Source organism: Marinobacter sp., assembly GCF_052091845.1.
GTDB lineage: Bacteria > Pseudomonadota > Gammaproteobacteria > Pseudomonadales > Oleiphilaceae > Marinobacter.
Genome location: NZ_JBQDCO010000003.1, coordinates 39643 through 55765, shown reverse-complemented (window position 1 = coordinate 55765; position 16123 = coordinate 39643). Strand labels below are relative to the sequence as shown.

Below are 16123 nucleotides of genomic sequence, written 5' to 3'. Positions count from 1 at the left end.
TGTTGGCTATGGTTGTCGCTCTTTTGTTCAGCAGCTCATTGATGGCCGCCGACGACGAGGGAGCGGCGGCGGAATTGGCCGCTATGCTGACAAGCTATGAGACCTATCAAGCCGATTTTATCCAGATTGTGGTGAACGACAGCGGCAACAAGGTGCAGGAAACCCGGGGCTCTTTGAAAGCCAAAAGGCCGGGGTTGTTCTATTGGGAGACCCGTGCGCCCATGTCACAGTTTATTGTAAGCGACGGGACTACTGTTGAAGTGTACGACCCGGATCTGGAGCAGGTCACTGCCCATAATCTGGATGACCGCGTTCAGACCACTCCTGCACTGTTGCTCAGCGGTGAAGTGGATAACCTGGAGGAGACCTACCGGGTGTCAGGTCGCCAGATCAGTGACGACACAAAAGAGTTCACACTGGAACCCAAAAGCGAAGATTCTCTGTTTGTCTCCCTGCGGCTGACCTTTTTCAAAAACGAGCTGCAGGAAATGCGCATGCAGGACTCTCTTTCACAGCTTAGCGTGCTTAGCTTTGACCATATCCAGCTGAACGAGGCCGTCGACAATAGCGCCTTTACACTTGAGTACCCGGAGGGCGTAGACATCATCCGGGACGCAGGCTAACCATGCAAAGCAGTCTGTTCACCGAGCAGGTCGGGTTCCGGCCTCTGGCGGCGCGCATGCGCCCGGAATCTCTGGATGACTACGTGGGACAGTTGCACCTTGTAGGGCCGGGGAAACCACTTCGCAGGGCGGTGGAGCAGGGGCAACTGCACTCGATGATTCTCTGGGGCCCCCCCGGCGTTGGTAAAACCACGTTTGCAAGGTTGTTGGCGAGCGTTGGCAACCTGAGTTTCGAGACAGTTTCGGCGGTGCTTAGTGGCGTAAAGGATATTCGCGAGATTGTCGACAGGGCACATAACCGCAAACAGTCTCACGGCCAGGACACGTTGTTGTTTGTGGATGAAGTGCATCGCTTTAACAAGAGTCAGCAAGATGCATTTCTTCCGCACATTGAAGACGGCACCTTCATTTTCGTGGGCGCCACCACTGAAAACCCCTCATTCGAACTAAACAGCGCTCTGCTTTCCCGCACCCGTGTCTATGTGCTTAAAAATCTCGAAGAAGCCGACATACTGCGTATGCTTAATCGCGCCCTTATTTCAGAGGAGGGTTTCGGCGACCAAATTGCAGTATCCGACGAGGTGCTGAATGTTATGGCATCCGCTTCTGGCGGCGATGCCAGGCGCGCGCTGAATATTCTGGAAATTTCCGCCGACCTGGCAGAGCCAGACAGCAACGGGATAAACCGGGTTAGTCCCGAGCATCTCGAGCAGGTAATGCAAACCAGTTTGCGTCGCTTTGATAAAGGCGGAGACGTTTTTTACGATCAGATCTCGGCGTTGCATAAATCCGTTAGAGGGTCGGACCCGGACGGCTCGCTCTACTGGCTGTGCCGGATGCTTGATGGCGGCTGCGACCCCCTGTACGTGGTTCGCCGTTTGGTGCGTATTGCGAGTGAAGACATTGGTAACGCCGACCCCCGCGCACTGCAATTGAGTATGGACGCCTGGTTTGCGCAGGAACGACTGGGGAGCCCGGAAGGGGAGCTGGCCCTGGCCCAGGCTGTAACCTATCTTGCACTGGCGCCAAAAAGCGACGCGGTGTACAAGGCCTTCAATCAATGTATGGCAGATATACGCAAAGATCCTGACTATGAGGTGCCGGTACATTTGCGCAATGCACCCACAAAGCTCTTGAAGAGCATGGGCCATGGCGATTCCTATCGTTATGCCCATCATGAGCAAGACGCCTTTGCGGCTGGGGAATCCTATTTGCCAGATGCTATCCACCAGCGCAGATACTACGAGCCGGTTAATCGTGGCCTGGAAATCAAGCTTGCCGAAAAGCGACAGCGACTCGATGCGTTAAATCAACAAAGCCCCAGAAAACGCCATCCCTAGACTTTTAACCTGCTGCCCGCAGGCGGTAGCCAGCAGCGCAGGCACGGGTATAATGGTCAGTCACTTTACATACATCGCAAACCGGAAAATCCAGGATAAGCATGCTCGATCCCAAACTCGTCCGTAACCAGACTGAAGAGGTCGCCCGACGGCTGGCTGTTAAACACTTCGTTTTTGACGTTGCCGCCTTTGAGAAGCTTGAAGAACGCCGCCGAGCGCTCCAGGTAAACACGGAAACCTTGCAGGGCGAGCAGAATAAAAAGTCGAAGTCCATCGGCAAAGCCAAAGCCGCCGGCGAAGATATTCAGCCGTTACTGGACGAGGTGGAAAGCCTGAAATCCCGCAAGTCCGATGCCGAAGAAGAGTTGCGTAATTTGCAAGAAGAGCTCACCGGCTTTCTTGCAGGCATTCCGAATCTGCCGGATGAAAGCGTAACCCCGGGTGACAGCGAGGATGACAATGTTGAAATGCGTACCTGGGGTACGCCGAAAACATTTGATTTCGAGCCCAGGGACCACGTGGAACTGGGCGATGCTCTTGGCGGTCTGGACTTCGAAACCGCGACGCAGCTCGCTCATTCACGGTTCGCGGTTATGCGTGGCCAGGTAGCGCGGCTTCACCGGGCTCTGGCGCAATTCATGTTGAATCTTCATACTGATGAGCATGGTTATTCGGAAACCTATGTGCCTTATCTGGTAAATGCCGGTGCACTGTACGGCACCGGCCAACTGCCAAAGTTTGAAGAAGACCTGTTCAAGATGCAGGGCGAGCATCCGCTTTATTTGATACCGACAGCGGAAGTGCCGGTGACTAATCTGGTTTCTGACACCATTCTGGATGCTGCTGAACTGCCGTTGAAGATGGTGTGTCATACACCTTGCTTCCGCAGTGAGGCCGGCTCATACGGCCGTGACACCCGCGGCATGATTCGCCAGCACCAATTTGACAAGGTTGAATTGGTACAAGTAGTTCGCCCTGAAGATTCGGATGCCGCGCTGGACGCATTAACCGGCCACGCAGAGAAAGTGCTTCAGTTGCTTGAACTTCCTTACCGCGTGGTTGCGCTGTGTGGCGGCGACATGGGCTTTTCTGCTGCCAAAACCTACGACTTTGAAGTTTGGCTGCCCGGGCAAAACAGGTTCCGTGAAATCTCATCCTGTTCTAATACCCGTGATTTCCAGGCTCGCCGTATGTCTGCCCGCTGGCGCAACCCGGAAACAGGCAAGCCAGAGCCAGTGCACACACTGAACGGTTCGGGCCTGGCGGTAGGCCGTGCTTTGGTGGCTGTTATGGAAAACTACCAGCAGGCGGACGGCAGTATTCTTGTTCCCAGGGTGCTTAGACCCTATATGGGTGATGTTGAGCGTATTCAATGACAGACAAACCTGAACAGGAGGCAGGAACAGGTGTTAGTGCAACGCCTGCGCCTGTTCGCTATAGAACAAATCCGGTTACCTCAAACCCGAACAGCTCCGCTGGAGAGGTAGCGCTTGTGGGCGCTGGCCCGGGTGATCCTGAGCTGCTGACGTTGAAAGCATGGCGGCTTATCACTTCGGCAGAGGTTGTGCTTTACGACCGGCTGGTGTCACCAGATATTCTTGCACTGATTCCACGCGCGGCTGAAAGGGTGCACGTGGGTAAAGAACGTGCCAATCATGCGTTGCCACAAGATCAGATTAATCAACGGCTGGTGGATCTCGCAAAAGAAGGGTATAGGGTAGTTCGACTAAAAGGCGGAGATCCGTTTATATTTGGCCGCGGCGGTGAGGAAATTGAAACTCTGGCTGCGGCTGGCATCCGGTTTCAGGTTGTGCCGGGCATTACCGCAGCTTCCGGCTGTGCGGCTTATGCCGGTATTCCGCTGACGCATCGTGATTACGCACAGTCCGTAAGGTTTGTCACTGGCCACCTGAAGAATAACACCTGCGACTTGCCCTGGAAGGACTTCGTCCAGAACAATCAGACACTGGTGTTTTATATGGGGTTGGTCGGCTTGCCGGTTATCTGCGAGCAACTGGTTTGCCATGGCATGGATCCGGGTATGCCCGTGGCTTTGATTTCTAAAGGTACTACGCGCGATCAACAAGTGGTCACAGGTAATCTGAACACCATTGTACAGCGGGTGAACGAGGAAGAGGTGCAAGCACCCACACTGGTTATTATTGGCCACGTGGTTGCGTTGCGAGATCGACTTGATTGGGTAGGTGGCCTGCCAACGCTGTCGGCTTGACAGCATTGGCCTAGTGACAATTCAGTCTGCAGTGCGGCCTGGCAGAACATCCTTGAGCTTGTCGCGCATCTCGCGGATAGCTTTTTCTGTGGTGTCCCAATCGATACAGGCATCTGTTACTGACACGCCGTACTTGAGATCTTCCAGGTTTGCCGGAATAGGCTGGTTGCCCCAGTTAATGTTGCTCTCAATCATCAGGCTCTGGATAGACGTATTACCCTCGAGGATTTGATGACTTACGTCCTGCATGACCAGTGGCTGAATGGCCGGGTCTTTGCTGGAGTTGGCGTGGCTGCAGTCCACCATGATGGATTTGCGTAGTCCCGCTTTATCAAGTGCTTGTTCGCAAAGTGTTACGCTGACCGAATCATAGTTGGGCTTACCGCCGCCTCCCCGCAGAACCACATGCCCATACTGATTACCTTTGGTGCGAATGATGGCCACTTTGCCCTGTTGGTCAATCCCGAGGAAGTTGTGGGAGTAGGACACAGACTTCATGGCGTTTACCGCAACACCCAGGCTGCCGTCAGTTCCATTTTTGAACCCAATGGCCATTGACAGGCCACTACTCATCTCGCGGTGGGTCTGGGATTCGGTGGTGCGGGCTCCAATGGCCGACCAGGCGATTGTATCCTGCAGGTACTGCGGCGAGATTGGGTCCAGCGCTTCCGTTGCTACCGGCAGCCCCAGTTCGTTGATGTCGAGCAGAAGGCGGCGCCCTAACTGCAGGCCGCGCTCGATATCAAATGTGTCGTTAAGGTGAGGGTCGTTGATCAGGCCCTTCCAGCCAACCGTTGTGCGTGGTTTTTCAAAATACACACGCATTACTATAAGCAGGGTGTCGTTGACTTCATCGGACAATTTTTTAAGCCGAACTGCGTATTCCCGGGCTGCATCCGGGTCGTGGATAGAGCAGGGGCCTACCACCAGAAACAACCGATGATCTTTGCCGTCAATAATGTCATAAATGGCTTGGCGGCCATCAGCAACGGTTTTGGCTGCGTTGCCTTCGAGTGGCATATCTTTTTTGAGCGATTCAGGGGTAATCAGTGCTTCCTGGCTCGCTACGTTCAGATTCTCAAGTTTGTTGCCGGACATGTTCTGCTGCTTCCCCGATTTTCATCATTGCCGCCCGGCTGTTTTGTTAAATATGACAGCAAGGCCGAAAATTAACATGATTAGCGCCGGACCCGGTTGTGGTCAACCCCGGCGAGTTCGTTATACTGCTTTATTTACTGGGCCTTTTCAACGCTTCTTGAGCACGGGGAATGGATGTCACATAACAGGCCGAAATCGCGCCAGCTGGCCTCGCGAAAGGCGGTTGCCGAGAGCATCGACGATGTGCTCGAGGGTATTCGTGTTCCCGATCTCCCTTACCCGGCCGGAAAACTGGCGCCGGAATCGATCAGCGACTGGCAGCCGCTACTCTTTTCCTGCTGGACAGAGCAGCGGGATGAACGAGTGACTCACGTGCTTCGCTCGGTGCACCTGGATTGGTCGGTACGTCAGATCAATGCGGCCTACGTGGCCGATCGTATTATGGATGTATTCCTTAAAACCAGTGGGCTGCACACTGCGCTTGTGTGTCGTATCGCGAGGTTGCGATTCTACCTTGCCTAGCGAATGAACCTTGAGGGTCATTATGCCTTCGGCAACCTGTTACTTGAGTGGTTGGACAGTTTTAAGGAGTGGCGGGGCTGGAGCAACTCTGGTGGTCGCTCGTCCAAAGTGTTGCTCGATCAGTTGGATGCGCTTGTGGGGGCTGTTTCTGCAGCTTTTGAATCTGGCACGACAGAGGCGGTTGACACCTTTTGCGAGCAGTGGCAGGACGATTCTGCAAGGCGCAATGCCCAGACAGGTATGTTGCGCGAGCGTTTGCTGGCAACCGAGCAAGGCGCAGCCCGCCAACGGCGAGCAGATCAAACGTCGCGGGCGCTTATCGGCCGTGCTCTGCAGGGAAGAAAGCTGCCACAGCCTATACTTTATTTTATTTTTGATCATTGGCAGGGGCTGTTAAAACAAGCCGTATGGGACGCCGGTATTAACGGTGAAACCTGCAGACATGGCAGTAAACTGCTTGAATGGCTGGTGTGGGTGAGCGATCCATCGCTTTCTGACAAGGACAGGGACCGGTTGTATCACGTTGGTGAGCAGCTAGGCGATCGGCTAACCGATGTATGGAACCGGGTGTTTGATTATCCGCTGACACCTAATGCACTCGCCGGTATCGGCACTGTTCTGATGTCGCGACTGCGTGGCGATACCCCCGAGCTGGTTGATGCATTCTCAAAAACCGAGAGCTACCCATGGAGTTCTGTCTGGCTTGGTTTTGAAACAATACCAGCGGTCGATTTTCAACCATGCGAAGGTCGGTGGTTTGTTAAAGGTGAAGGCGCAGACGAGCAGCGGCGTTACTTTTTTGCTCTGCTTGAAGACACCAACGAGATTCTGTGGACAAATGGCGCCGGGGTGAAACTCGGCCTGCAGCCCTGGCCGGAATTCTGTCAGGCGCAAACAGCTGGCACTATCCGCCCTCTGCCGGCCCTGAAGCTGTTTGGTGAGGTGCTTGAAGAAACCGCAAGTGTGCTCGCAGCAGCGTGGGAAAAACAGCGTAAACAGCGTGAGAAAGCGGCTGCAGAGGCAAAGGCCCGTGCAGAAGCTCTACGAAAGGAAAAAGAGGCGGCAGAACACCTCAGGCGAAAACAGGAGGCTGCGCGGAAAGCAGAGCTGGAGCGCCAGCGCCAGGAACTGGAAAGCCAACGATTGGCTGATGAAAAAGCTGAGCAGGAACGGTTATATAACGAAAAAATCAGGCTGGCCCAGGGGCAGGTAGACGAAATAAGCCTGGGTGGCTGGATTGTGGTGAAATCACAGCAGCCAGAGACCGAGGATACCAGACTCAAACTGGCGGTTCGCACCAATGCCTCCCGGAAACTGATATTTGTTGATCGTCTGGGGCTTAACCGCAAGGAATACCTGGAGGAGGAGCTGGTGCTCGGCCTTGTTGAAGAGCGCATTCGTATCCTGGGTGGCGCTGCAGAGTTTGATGACACGCTAAGCCGCGTGGTTGGTCGTATTCGTGTAGGGCGAAATTGATGGAACGGAAAACATGAAGCCAGGAACGACAATGAAAGACACGGACTACACGTTTGGAACCCGGGAAGAGCCCCCGAGTGGGTTGGACAACCGCATGCAGTACCGGTTAACGGCCCGCGCAGAGATTTCGCTAGAGCTGGAGGCCGGGTATCCGGAAGCCGATGGGATGCCGGGTACACCGAGCCGGGAGATAGCATGCGGGATCCGTGACATCTCTGCCAGCGGGCTGTGCCTGGTGTCCAGGGAGCCCCTCCCGGCCGGCGCATTGTTTGCTGCATCTGTATCACTGGGGAGCCATGAAAAACGCTTCGTTCTTACCGTAGAGGTGGTCTGGTGCCGCAAAGAGGGACAGTGTTATCTTGTGGGTGTCAGAATAGTTGAATCGGATCAAACCGCCTATGTGGAGTGGACAGATGCCGTTGCAAACGCAATGAAATCTTCCTAGTAGCAAAAAGCCAGCGGTTAGCTGGCTTTTTGCATCACTGTGGAAACAAATCTGTTTTACTCTTCCAGCTCTCCCATTCCGGTAATGTTGAACCCGGCGTCGACGTACATGATTTCACCAGTAATGCCGCTGGCCATATCAGACGACAGGAACGCGGCCGCGTTACCCACTTCGTCGGTGGTTACATTCCGGCGCAAAGGCGCGCGCCTTGCGTTTTCAGCGAGCATTTTACGAAAACTCTTGATGCCGGATGCTGCCAGAGTCCTGATTGGCCCTGCTGAAATACCATTCACCCGGATACCGTCACGGCCAAGACTGGCGGCCATGTAGCGCACGTTGGATTCCAGGGATGCCTTGGCCAGCCCCATTACGTTGTAGTTCTGAAGCACCTTCTCGGCCCCCAGATAGGTCAGGGTCAGTAAGGAGCTACCTTCGTGCATCATGGAGCGTGCACCCTTGGCCAGGGCAACAAAGCTGTATGAGCTTATGTCGTGGGCAATGCGAAAGCCATCGCGGGTTGTCGCATCCACATAGTTGCCGTCCAGTTCATGGCCTGGCGCAAAGCCAACCGCATGGACGATGATGTCGATGTTGTCCCAGTGCTTGCCCAGCTCTGTAAAGACGTTATCGATTTCCTCATCACTGGCAACGTCGCAAGGGAAGGTCAGTTCGCTACCCCATTGTGCCGCAAACTTTTCCACTCTGGGCTGGAGCTTTTCATTCTGGTAGGTAAGTGCCAGTTCCGCGCCCTCGCGGGCAAAGGCGTCAGCAATCCCGTATGCAATAGACAGTTTACTGGCTACGCCAACAATCAGCGCTTTTTTGCCACTTAATAATCCCATGGGTGATTCTCCCTGTGTTCCTGGTTTTGTGCATTATCCCCGATCTATCCCGGCCGGCGTAACGCTCAAATGGTCGTAGTGATGGTGGCATCTTTCTGGTGGTAGAAAAAAGCCGCGTGAAGCAATTCTTGTGTGTACTGCTCAGCGGGTGCCCTGAAAATTTCACCGGCATCGCCGTACTCCACGATATTACCCTGTTGCAGTACCAGTAACTGATGGCTGAGTGACCGGACAACGGCCAGATCATGGCTGATAAAGATATAGCTTAGACCATAGCGTGCCTGAATATCCCGCAGTAGTTCGATAACCTGTTTCTGGACTGTGCGATCCAGTGCCGATGTTGGCTCATCCAGAATGATAAGGTCTGGCTGAAGAACCAGGGCTCGGGCAATGGCTATACGTTGGCGCTGCCCGCCAGAAAACTCATGGGGGTAGCGATGCCTTGCCTCCGGATTCAGGCCCACATCGACCAGGGCTGTAATTACCTTTTGTTCGTGCTGTTCATGATTGTCAGCATCGTGGATTTCCAGTCCTTCGCGAACAATTTCGGCCACCGACATACGCGGGCTCAAGCTACCGAACGGATCTTGAAACACTATCTGAACCCGACGTCGCCAGGGCCTGAACGCATTTTGATCCAGCCCCGCCAATTCTTGCCCGTCGAGCTCTATACTGCCGGTACTGGCAGTCAGTTTAAGAAGGGCGTGGCCTATGGTGGTTTTACCACTGCCGCTTTCACCCACAATGCCAAGGGTCTGGCCACGATTGAGGCTGAAATTGACACGTTTAACCGCATGAAAATACGCTTTTACTTTGCCAAACAGACCTTTGCGGGTGGTAAATCGTACATCCAGGTTACTTACACGCAGCAGTGGTTTGTTGTCTTTGACTTCTGATTCTAACCGGGGCGCTTCAGGGGGGGCCGCATCCAGCAGTTTACGGGTGTAAGGGTGAGCTGGAGAGGTAAAAAGGGCCGGGGTTTGTTGCTCTTCCACCAGCTTGCCACGCTCCATTACCGCAACCCGGTCGGCATAGCGGCGCACGATAGTAAGATCGTGAGTAATAAGCAAAATAGCCATGCCGAGCTTCTGCTGCAAACTCTTCAGGAGCTCCAATACCTGTTTTTGCACGGTTACATCCAGCGCTGTAGTGGGTTCGTCAGCAATCAGCAAGGCCGGCTCGTTGGCCAAAGCCATGGCAATCATTACCCGCTGCTTCTGGCCACCGGAAAGCTGGTGCGGATAGGTACCAAGGCGGCTTTCCGGGTTCTCGATGCCTACCAGTTGCAACAGTTCAAGACAGCGTTTTCTGACCTGAGGGCCGCGCATACCTTTATGGCGCTCCAGGGTTTCACCGATTTGCTTCTCCACACTATGGAGCGGGTTCAGAGATGTCATGGGTTCCTGGAAGATCATGCTGATCTCCCGCCCGCGGACTTGCCGCAACCGCTTCTTTGGCGCCTGAAGCAAGTCCTCACCGCGATACCGTATCTCGCCACTGGGATAGCTGGCGTGCCGCTCGTCCAGCAGGCGCAAAACGGACAGCGCTGTTACAGACTTACCGGAACCACTCTCGCCAACCAGCGCCAGGGTTTCACCCTGTTTTAAATCCAGTGACAGGGAATCCACGGCGTTCTGGCTTTGATTAAAACAGATTGAGAGATTGGTGATTTTTAATAGCTCGCTCATATCAGCCGTCTTATCCGTTCTTGCGTGGGTCAAAGGCATCGCGCACGGCTTCGCCGACAAAAACCAGCAAGGTTAGCATGAGTGACAGGGAAACAAAGGCAGATATGCCCAGCCAGGGTGCGTGCAGGTTAGCCTTGCCCTGGGCGATCAGTTCTCCGAGAGAGGGCGATCCCGACGGCAGGCCGAAGCCGAGGAAGTCCAGGGAAGTGAGCGCGGTAATTGCGCCGGTGAGAATAAACGGCAAAAATGTCAATGTGGCGACCATGGCGTTGGGCAGAATATGCCGGAACATTATCTTCCGGTTGTCCAGCCCCAGTGCACGGGCTGCTTTCACGTACTCAAAGTTACGGGCCCGCAAGAACTCTGCGCGAACCACATCCACCAGCCCCATCCAGCTAAACAGCAACATGATACCCAAAAGCCACCAGAAGTTTGGCTGGACAATGCCAGAGAGAATTATCAAAAGGTACAAAACCGGTAGGCCAGACCAGATTTCAATAAAACGCTGGCCAATCAGGTCAATTTTGCCTCCGTAGAAGCCCTGTATGGCGCCAACAATCACTCCTACAATACAGCTGGCAATTGTCAGCGTGAGCCCGAACAACACAGATATACGAAAGCCATAGATCACTCGCGCCGCCACATCACGACCCTGATCATCCGTGCCCAGCCAATTTTCAGCGCTGGGGGGCGCAGGCGAGGGCACATCAAGGTCGTAATTAATGGTGTCGTAGCTGAAACGGATGGGGGGCCAGATCATCCAGCCATTTGCCCGGATTTCATCGGCGATGAACGGGTCCCGGTAATCCGCATCCGTCGGCAAAAACCCGCCGAAGGTTTCCTCGGACACATTCTCTACCACCGGAAAATACAGGGTGTCTTGATAGGATATGACAAGTGGCTTGTCATTGGAGATTAATTCGGCAGCCAGAGTTAGCCCAAAAATGGCCAGGAACAGCCACAAGGACCAAAAACCACGACGGTTATTGCGAAAGTTTCGTAGCCGGCGCTTTTGAATGGGAGTCAGCGTTTTCACGTTACGCACCCTCCCGGCTTTCAAAGTCTATGCGCGGGTCTACCAGCACATAGGTAATGTCGCTGATCAGCTTAAGCGCCAGCCCCATCAGAGTGAAGATGAAAAGCGTGCCGAAAATAACCGGATAATCCCGGTTCAGGGCGGCTTCAAAGCCCAGTAAGCCAAGGCCATCAAGTGAGAAAATTACCTCAATCAACAGCGATCCCGTAAAAAACAGGGAAACCAGCACGCCGGGCAGGCTGGCAATCACAATCAGCATGGCATTACGGAAAACATGACCATATAAAACCTGGTTCTCGTTCAAACCCTTTGCCCTGGCTGTGACCACGTACTGCTTGCCGATTTCATCCAGGAACGAGTTTTTGGTAAGCAGGGTGAGGGTGGCAAAACCACCAATTACGTTGGCGGTGACCGGCAACGCAAGATGCCAGAAATAATCCCCGGCTTTTTGATACCAGTTAAGTTGATCAAAATCGGAAGATGTAAGCCCCCGAAGGGGAAACCAGTCGAAGTAGCTGCCGCCGGCAAACAGAACGATCAGCAAAATGGCGAACAGGAAACCGGGAATGGCATAACCGATTACTATGGCTGAACTGCTCCAAACATCGAAACGGGAGCCGTCTGACACCGCTTTTCGGATTCCCAGGGGTATGGATATAAAATAAATAACCAGCGTAGACCAAAGGCCCAGGGAGATTGATACAGGCATTTTGTCGAGAATCAGTTCAGTGACGCTTCTGTCGCGAAAGAAAGAGTCGCCAAAGTTAAAGGTGGCGTAGTCTTTGAGCATTTTGAAAAAACGCTCATGGGCCGGCTTATCGAAGCCGTACATCACTTCGATTTCTTTCAGTAGTTCGTCTGGAATACCGCGGGAGCTACGCTGATCACCAGACGCACTGGAGACTTCTTCGCCTGCACCTCCGCCCGTGGCACGTGACAACGCACTACCGCCATGGCCCTCCATCTCAGCAATCAGTTGCTCAACCGGACCGCCAGGTGCTGCCTGCACGATCACAAAGTTGAGCAGCAAAATGCCAATCAGGGTCGGTATGATCAGCGCCAGGCGCCGGAGAATATAAATGCCCATTTAGCGGCAGCTTCCTCAGGGCTCAGCCCACCAGTTATCGAGGTCGGTACCGTTTTTGGGCGTTGTTTTCGGGTGTTTGAGGTGGTTCCAGTAGGCAACGCGATCTTTCGCCAGGTGCCAATGGGGAACCACGTAATACCCGTTAAGCAAAACCCTGTCGAGGGCGCGGGTACGCTGAACCAGTTCTTCCCGATCCGGGGCTTGTATCACCAGGCTAACCAACTGGTCTATCACCGGGTCGTTCACGCCGGCGTAATTACGGGAGCCATTCGCGTCGACAGTCGAGGAATCCCAGTATTCCCGCTGTTCGTTGCCGGGGGAGTCGGATTGGCCGATGCTCTGGGTGATCATGTCGTAATCGAATTCGCGTACCCGCTGAACGTACTGGTTGCTGTCTACCAGGCGCACGGAAACATCAATGCCAAGCTTGGCCAGGTTGTTTTTAAAGGGCAGAACCACGCGCTCAAAGGTCTTCTGGAACAGCAGGATTTCGAACGTCAAAGGCTTGCCTGTTTCGGCTTTAACCATTTTGCCGTCGCGAACCTCGTAGCCGGCTGAGCGCAACAGCTCCATAGCTGTTCGCAGGTTTTGACGGAGACCGCGCTTGCCATCTGTGGTGGGCGCCTTGAAGGGGGTGGTGAAAACATCTTCGCTTACCTGCCCGCGATACTGCTCAAGAATCTCCAGTTCGCGACCGGAAGGCAGCCCGGTTGATGCCAACTCACTGTTCTCGAAGTAGCTGTTGGTGCGGGCATATTGGCCATAAAACAGATTTTTGTTGGTCCACTCGAAATCAAAGCCGTAGGTGAGGGCCTCCCGCACTATCGGGTCTTTGAATACGTCTTTTCGGGTGTTGAATACGAACCCCTGCATACCTGTAGGGCGATGGTGTTCGATGGCCTCCGTAATAATAGTGCCATCATCAAATTTGTCGCCTGAGTAGGCCGTGGCCCAATTTTTCGCAGAGGTTTCCAGCCTGAAATCAAAGCTGCCCGCTTTGAATGCCTCCAGCGCAACCGTGTCGTCGGTGTAGTAGTCGTAGCGAATATGGTCGAAGTTGAACCTGCCTTTGCGAACGGCGATGTCCCTGGCCCAATAATCATCCAGCCGTTCGTACACAATAGAGCGACCGGCTTCGAAGTCACCTATGCGGTAGGCTCCACTCCCCACGGGAGGTGTAAGCCCGTTCTTGCCAAACTCCCGGTCTTCCCAGTAGTGGGCGGGCAAAATGGGTATTTGTCCCAGGATCAGGGGGAGTTCACGGTTGCTGGTTTGCTGAAAATCGAGGCGAATACGCAGATCGTTTACCACTGTTACCTTGCTCACCTCCGCATAATAATTGCGATAAAACGGGTGACCCTTGGTGGTGAGAATCTCGAAGGAAAACTTCACGTCTTCAGCAGTGATGGGTTCGCCATCCTGAAAACGGGCCGATGGCCTTAAATTGAAAATCACGTAGCTGCGGTCTTCTGGTGTTTCCACGGATTCAGCAATCAGCCCGTACATGGAAAAGGGCTCATCTGCCGAGTATTCTAGAAGGGTGTCGTAAACGTAGTTGCTAATGCCTGCTGCAGCCACGCCGCGAATGTCGAACGGGTTAAACGAATCAAAGCCATTGGCGACAACCGCCATGCTCAGAGTACCGCCTTTGGGTGCCTCCGGATTGATATAGTCGAAATGCTTGAACCCCTGGGCGTATTTGGGCTCTCCATGCATGGCCAACCCGTGAACTGCCTGTGCGCCATCTGCCGAGTCTTGAGTGTGGGCTGTTGTATTGGCGGCTAACGCAATATTGGGGCTGGCCAGAACGGCCAGCAATGACAAAACCGATGTAAAACCTGAGACTGTTCGTGTTGTTGTCATGGGTCTCTCGTAAGCCAATGATTTTTAGGGGCTGTTCCGTATATCAACATAGAGTACCAGACTTTGCCCAGGTTGCAGATAACGTGCAGTGTTCAGATCGTTCCAGCTCGCGATGTCTCGCACATTCACGGAAAAACGACTGGCAATACGTGCCAGGGAATCCCCTTTGCGAACGCGATACCCCACCTTGCGAACCATAGCCTTACCACGAGTGCTGTCTGCAGATGCAAGTGTAGGTTGCGCGGTTTTTGACCAGATCACGAGTTTTTTGCCAGGGATCAGCGGATCACCCGGGGCCATACCATTCCAGGCGGCGACTTGCCGCACGCCAACCCGATGCTCACGGGCGATATCCCAGAAGGTATCGCCACGACGTACGGTATATCTCAGTTTGTTGCCGTCCCGTTTTTTGGCTTGTTTACGCTCAAGTCGCTTCGATGCGCTAAGCACATAAGCTTCGGAACTTTTCGAGGCCGAGGGGATCATCAGGCGCTGACCAATGCGAATCAGATCGCTGTTCAGATTATTCACCTGTTGCAGCACCGCCGGCGTAGTGGAAAATTTTCGGGAAATGGTGTTCAAGCTGTCGCCTGACTTAACCATATAGTTTTGCCAGGAAACCCGCTTACCTTCGGGAATCTCTGCCAGGGCAGCACGGAACGGCTCGGCATTCTGGTGGGGAACCAGTAAACGGTGGGGGCCTTCCGGAGACGTTGCCCAGCGAATATAGGAAGGGTTGAGCAGGTATATTTCGTCTATATCAACGCCTGCAAGCTCCGCAGCCTGAGCCAGGTCCAGCTGCCCGCCTGTGTCGACCACGTCAAAATATGGTTCGTTCTTCAAGGAAGGAAGCTCAATGCCGTAGGCTTGTGGATCATCAAATATTTTTGCCAAAGCGATCAGCTTGGGTACGTAATGACGTGTTTCCCGTGGCAGCTGCAGTGACCAGAAATCCTGTGGTTTATTGCTTTTCCGGTTGCGGCGCATAGCGATTGAAACTGTGCCGCCGCCACTGTTGTAAGCCGCCAGAGCAAGCGTGTAGTCGCCATCAAATCGATTGGTTAATCGGTCCAGATAGGTAAGGGCAGCGTCAGTCGCCGCAACCAGATCGCGGCGATCATCGTGCCACCAGCTTTGCGTAAGGCCAAAATATTTACCAGTGGAGGGTATGAACTGCCACAGCCCAGCTGCGCGGCCATGGGAGTAGGCGAAGGGATCGAAGGCGCTCTCGACAATTGGCAGCAGTGCAAACTCGGCTGGCAGGTCGCGCTTCTCTGTTTCGTTAACTATGTAGTGCAAATACCGGCTACCGCGCTCGACCACCCGGTTTATATAACCCGGGTGGCTTGCATACCATTCCAGCTGGTCTCTGACGCGCTTGTTGTCTACCTCATGATCCAGCGCGAAACCGGCCCTTAGTCGATCCCACATGTCTGTTTGTTCGGAGGTGTCATCCGCCCGCTTTTTTTCGGGGTTGTCGAGTTTTTCTCTGGCTTCCCGCGCTGCGGCTTTCAGTTCCGGTGCTATGGCATCATCAAGCGGCTCGTTGCGCACAGCATCACTGTCTTCGCCGGTTGCCACAGACTTTTTCAGTCCTTCGTCGCCGGTTGCGAGGGTCACTTCGTCTGAATCAAGCGGGCTTTCAGAGGTGGTTTCTGCGGCTAAATAAAGAGAACTGCAGCCGCCCACCAAGGCGCCAAAAAATAACAGCAGGGGCAATCGTTTGACCAACATAGGTGATTTCCGGGTCTGTTTGTTGCCGGGTTTGTGTCTAAAAATCCGGCATATTTAGTAGTTTACGAGTAAAAGTTTAAGTGATTTTAGAGTGGCGTCTTTCTGGCGGTCAATAGCTCTCTCGTTACGCTGGTGAGAG

13 protein-coding genes and 1 pseudogene are annotated in these 16123 nt (G+C 53.9%); 7 read left to right on the top strand and 7 right to left on the bottom strand.

The window, feature by feature from the left end; all coding sequences use genetic code 11:
* Positions 1-8 precede the first annotated feature (8 nt).
* The 4 genes and pseudogenes from lolA to cobA all read left to right on the top strand — a co-directional run.
* Positions 9-623 carry an outer membrane lipoprotein chaperone LolA gene (gene lolA / locus ACTHYN_RS01835; RefSeq protein WP_441810837.1) on the top strand — a complete coding sequence of 205 codons (615 nt, stop codon included), beginning with the start codon at positions 9-11 and terminating at the stop codon, positions 621-623.
* A gap of 2 nt (positions 624-625) precedes the next feature.
* Positions 626-1963 carry a replication-associated recombination protein A gene (locus ACTHYN_RS01830; RefSeq protein ID WP_441810790.1) on the top strand — a complete coding sequence of 446 codons (1338 nt, stop codon included), beginning with the start codon at positions 626-628 and terminating at the stop codon, positions 1961-1963.
* A 101-nt stretch (positions 1964-2064) separates the two neighbouring features.
* Positions 2065-3339 (top strand): serine--tRNA ligase, encoded by a 1275-nt coding sequence (gene serS, locus ACTHYN_RS01825; protein WP_441810789.1) that lies wholly within the window; start codon positions 2065-2067, stop codon positions 3337-3339.
* Positions 3340-3353: 14 nt separating this feature from the next.
* A pseudogene (gene cobA / locus ACTHYN_RS01820) lies at positions 3354-4193 on the top strand (uroporphyrinogen-III C-methyltransferase); the annotation flags it as partial.
* A 21-nt stretch (positions 4194-4214) separates the two neighbouring features.
* On the opposite strand, the gene ACTHYN_RS01815 reads toward cobA, so the two are convergent.
* On the bottom strand, positions 4215-5291 hold the full coding sequence (locus ACTHYN_RS01815; RefSeq protein ID WP_441810788.1) for a 3-deoxy-7-phosphoheptulonate synthase: 1077 nt from the start codon (positions 5289-5291) through the stop codon (positions 4215-4217).
* Positions 5292-5465: 174 nt separating this feature from the next.
* On the opposite strand from ACTHYN_RS01815, the gene ACTHYN_RS01810 reads away from it, so the two are divergent.
* The 3 genes from ACTHYN_RS01810 to ACTHYN_RS01800 are packed head-to-tail and all read left to right on the top strand — an operon-like array spanning position 5466 to position 7734.
* Complete coding sequence (locus tag ACTHYN_RS01810) at positions 5466-5813, top strand: hypothetical protein (RefSeq protein WP_441810787.1); 348 nt, start codon at positions 5466-5468, stop codon at positions 5811-5813.
* Positions 5814-5816: 3 nt separating this feature from the next.
* The gene (locus ACTHYN_RS01805; RefSeq protein WP_441810786.1) at positions 5817-7289 is read left to right on the top strand and encodes a DUF1631 family protein; all 1473 of its coding nucleotides are present in this window, start codon (positions 5817-5819) and stop codon (positions 7287-7289) included.
* Positions 7290-7320: 31 nt separating this feature from the next.
* A complete protein-coding gene (locus ACTHYN_RS01800; protein WP_441810785.1) occupies positions 7321-7734 on the top strand; it encodes a PilZ domain-containing protein in 414 nt (137 codons plus the stop codon).
* Positions 7735-7790: 56 nt separating this feature from the next.
* On the opposite strand, the gene ACTHYN_RS01795 is transcribed toward ACTHYN_RS01800, so the two are convergent.
* From ACTHYN_RS01795 to ACTHYN_RS01770, 6 genes are all read right to left on the bottom strand, one after another.
* Positions 7791-8576, bottom strand: coding sequence for an enoyl-ACP reductase FabI (locus ACTHYN_RS01795; protein ID WP_441810784.1), 786 nt, complete (start codon positions 8574-8576; stop codon positions 7791-7793).
* Positions 8577-8641: 65 nt separating this feature from the next.
* Positions 8642-10264 (bottom strand): ABC transporter ATP-binding protein, encoded by a 1623-nt coding sequence (locus ACTHYN_RS01790; protein WP_441810783.1) that lies wholly within the window; start codon positions 10262-10264, stop codon positions 8642-8644.
* A 10-nt stretch (positions 10265-10274) separates the two neighbouring features.
* Entirely contained in the window at positions 10275-11300 is a 1026-nt protein-coding gene (locus ACTHYN_RS01785) for an ABC transporter permease (protein WP_441810782.1), read from the bottom strand.
* Between the two features lies 1 nt (position 11301).
* Positions 11302-12387: a microcin C ABC transporter permease YejB gene (locus tag ACTHYN_RS01780; protein ID WP_441810781.1), complete on the bottom strand. Its 1086-nt coding sequence runs from the start codon at positions 12385-12387 to the stop codon at positions 11302-11304.
* Positions 12388-12402: 15 nt separating this feature from the next.
* Positions 12403-14250: an extracellular solute-binding protein gene (locus ACTHYN_RS01775; RefSeq protein ID WP_441810780.1), complete on the bottom strand. Its 1848-nt coding sequence runs from the start codon at positions 14248-14250 to the stop codon at positions 12403-12405.
* A 24-nt stretch (positions 14251-14274) separates the two neighbouring features.
* Entirely contained in the window at positions 14275-15984 is a 1710-nt protein-coding gene (locus tag ACTHYN_RS01770) for a LysM peptidoglycan-binding domain-containing protein (protein WP_441810779.1), read from the bottom strand.
* Positions 15985-16123 lie beyond the last annotated feature (139 nt).

What these genes read in the sequence shown, in the direction of transcription:
- ACTHYN_RS01815 (WP_441810788.1), bottom strand. Translation starts at nt 5,291, where the DNA reads ATGTCCGGCAACAAACTTGAGAATCTGAACGTAGCGAGCCAGGAAGCA.
- ACTHYN_RS01800 (WP_441810785.1), top strand. Translation starts at nt 7,321, where the DNA reads ATGAAAGACACGGACTACACGTTTGGAACCCGGGAAGAGCCCCCGAGT.
- lolA (WP_441810837.1), top strand. Translation starts at nt 9, where the DNA reads ATGGTTGTCGCTCTTTTGTTCAGCAGCTCATTGATGGCCGCCGACGAC.
- ACTHYN_RS01795 (WP_441810784.1), bottom strand. Translation starts at nt 8,576, where the DNA reads ATGGGATTATTAAGTGGCAAAAAAGCGCTGATTGTTGGCGTAGCCAGT.
- ACTHYN_RS01790 (WP_441810783.1), bottom strand. Translation starts at nt 10,264, where the DNA reads ATGAGCGAGCTATTAAAAATCACCAATCTCTCAATCTGTTTTAATCAA.
- ACTHYN_RS01810 (WP_441810787.1), top strand. Translation starts at nt 5,466, where the DNA reads ATGTCACATAACAGGCCGAAATCGCGCCAGCTGGCCTCGCGAAAGGCG.
- ACTHYN_RS01770 (WP_441810779.1), bottom strand. Translation starts at nt 15,984, where the DNA reads ATGTTGGTCAAACGATTGCCCCTGCTGTTATTTTTTGGCGCCTTGGTG.
- serS (WP_441810789.1), top strand. Translation starts at nt 2,065, where the DNA reads ATGCTCGATCCCAAACTCGTCCGTAACCAGACTGAAGAGGTCGCCCGA.
- ACTHYN_RS01775 (WP_441810780.1), bottom strand. Translation starts at nt 14,250, where the DNA reads ATGACAACAACACGAACAGTCTCAGGTTTTACATCGGTTTTGTCATTG.
- ACTHYN_RS01805 (WP_441810786.1), top strand. Translation starts at nt 5,817, where the DNA reads ATGAACCTTGAGGGTCATTATGCCTTCGGCAACCTGTTACTTGAGTGG.
- ACTHYN_RS01830 (WP_441810790.1), top strand. Translation starts at nt 626, where the DNA reads ATGCAAAGCAGTCTGTTCACCGAGCAGGTCGGGTTCCGGCCTCTGGCG.
- ACTHYN_RS01780 (WP_441810781.1), bottom strand. Translation starts at nt 12,387, where the DNA reads ATGGGCATTTATATTCTCCGGCGCCTGGCGCTGATCATACCGACCCTG.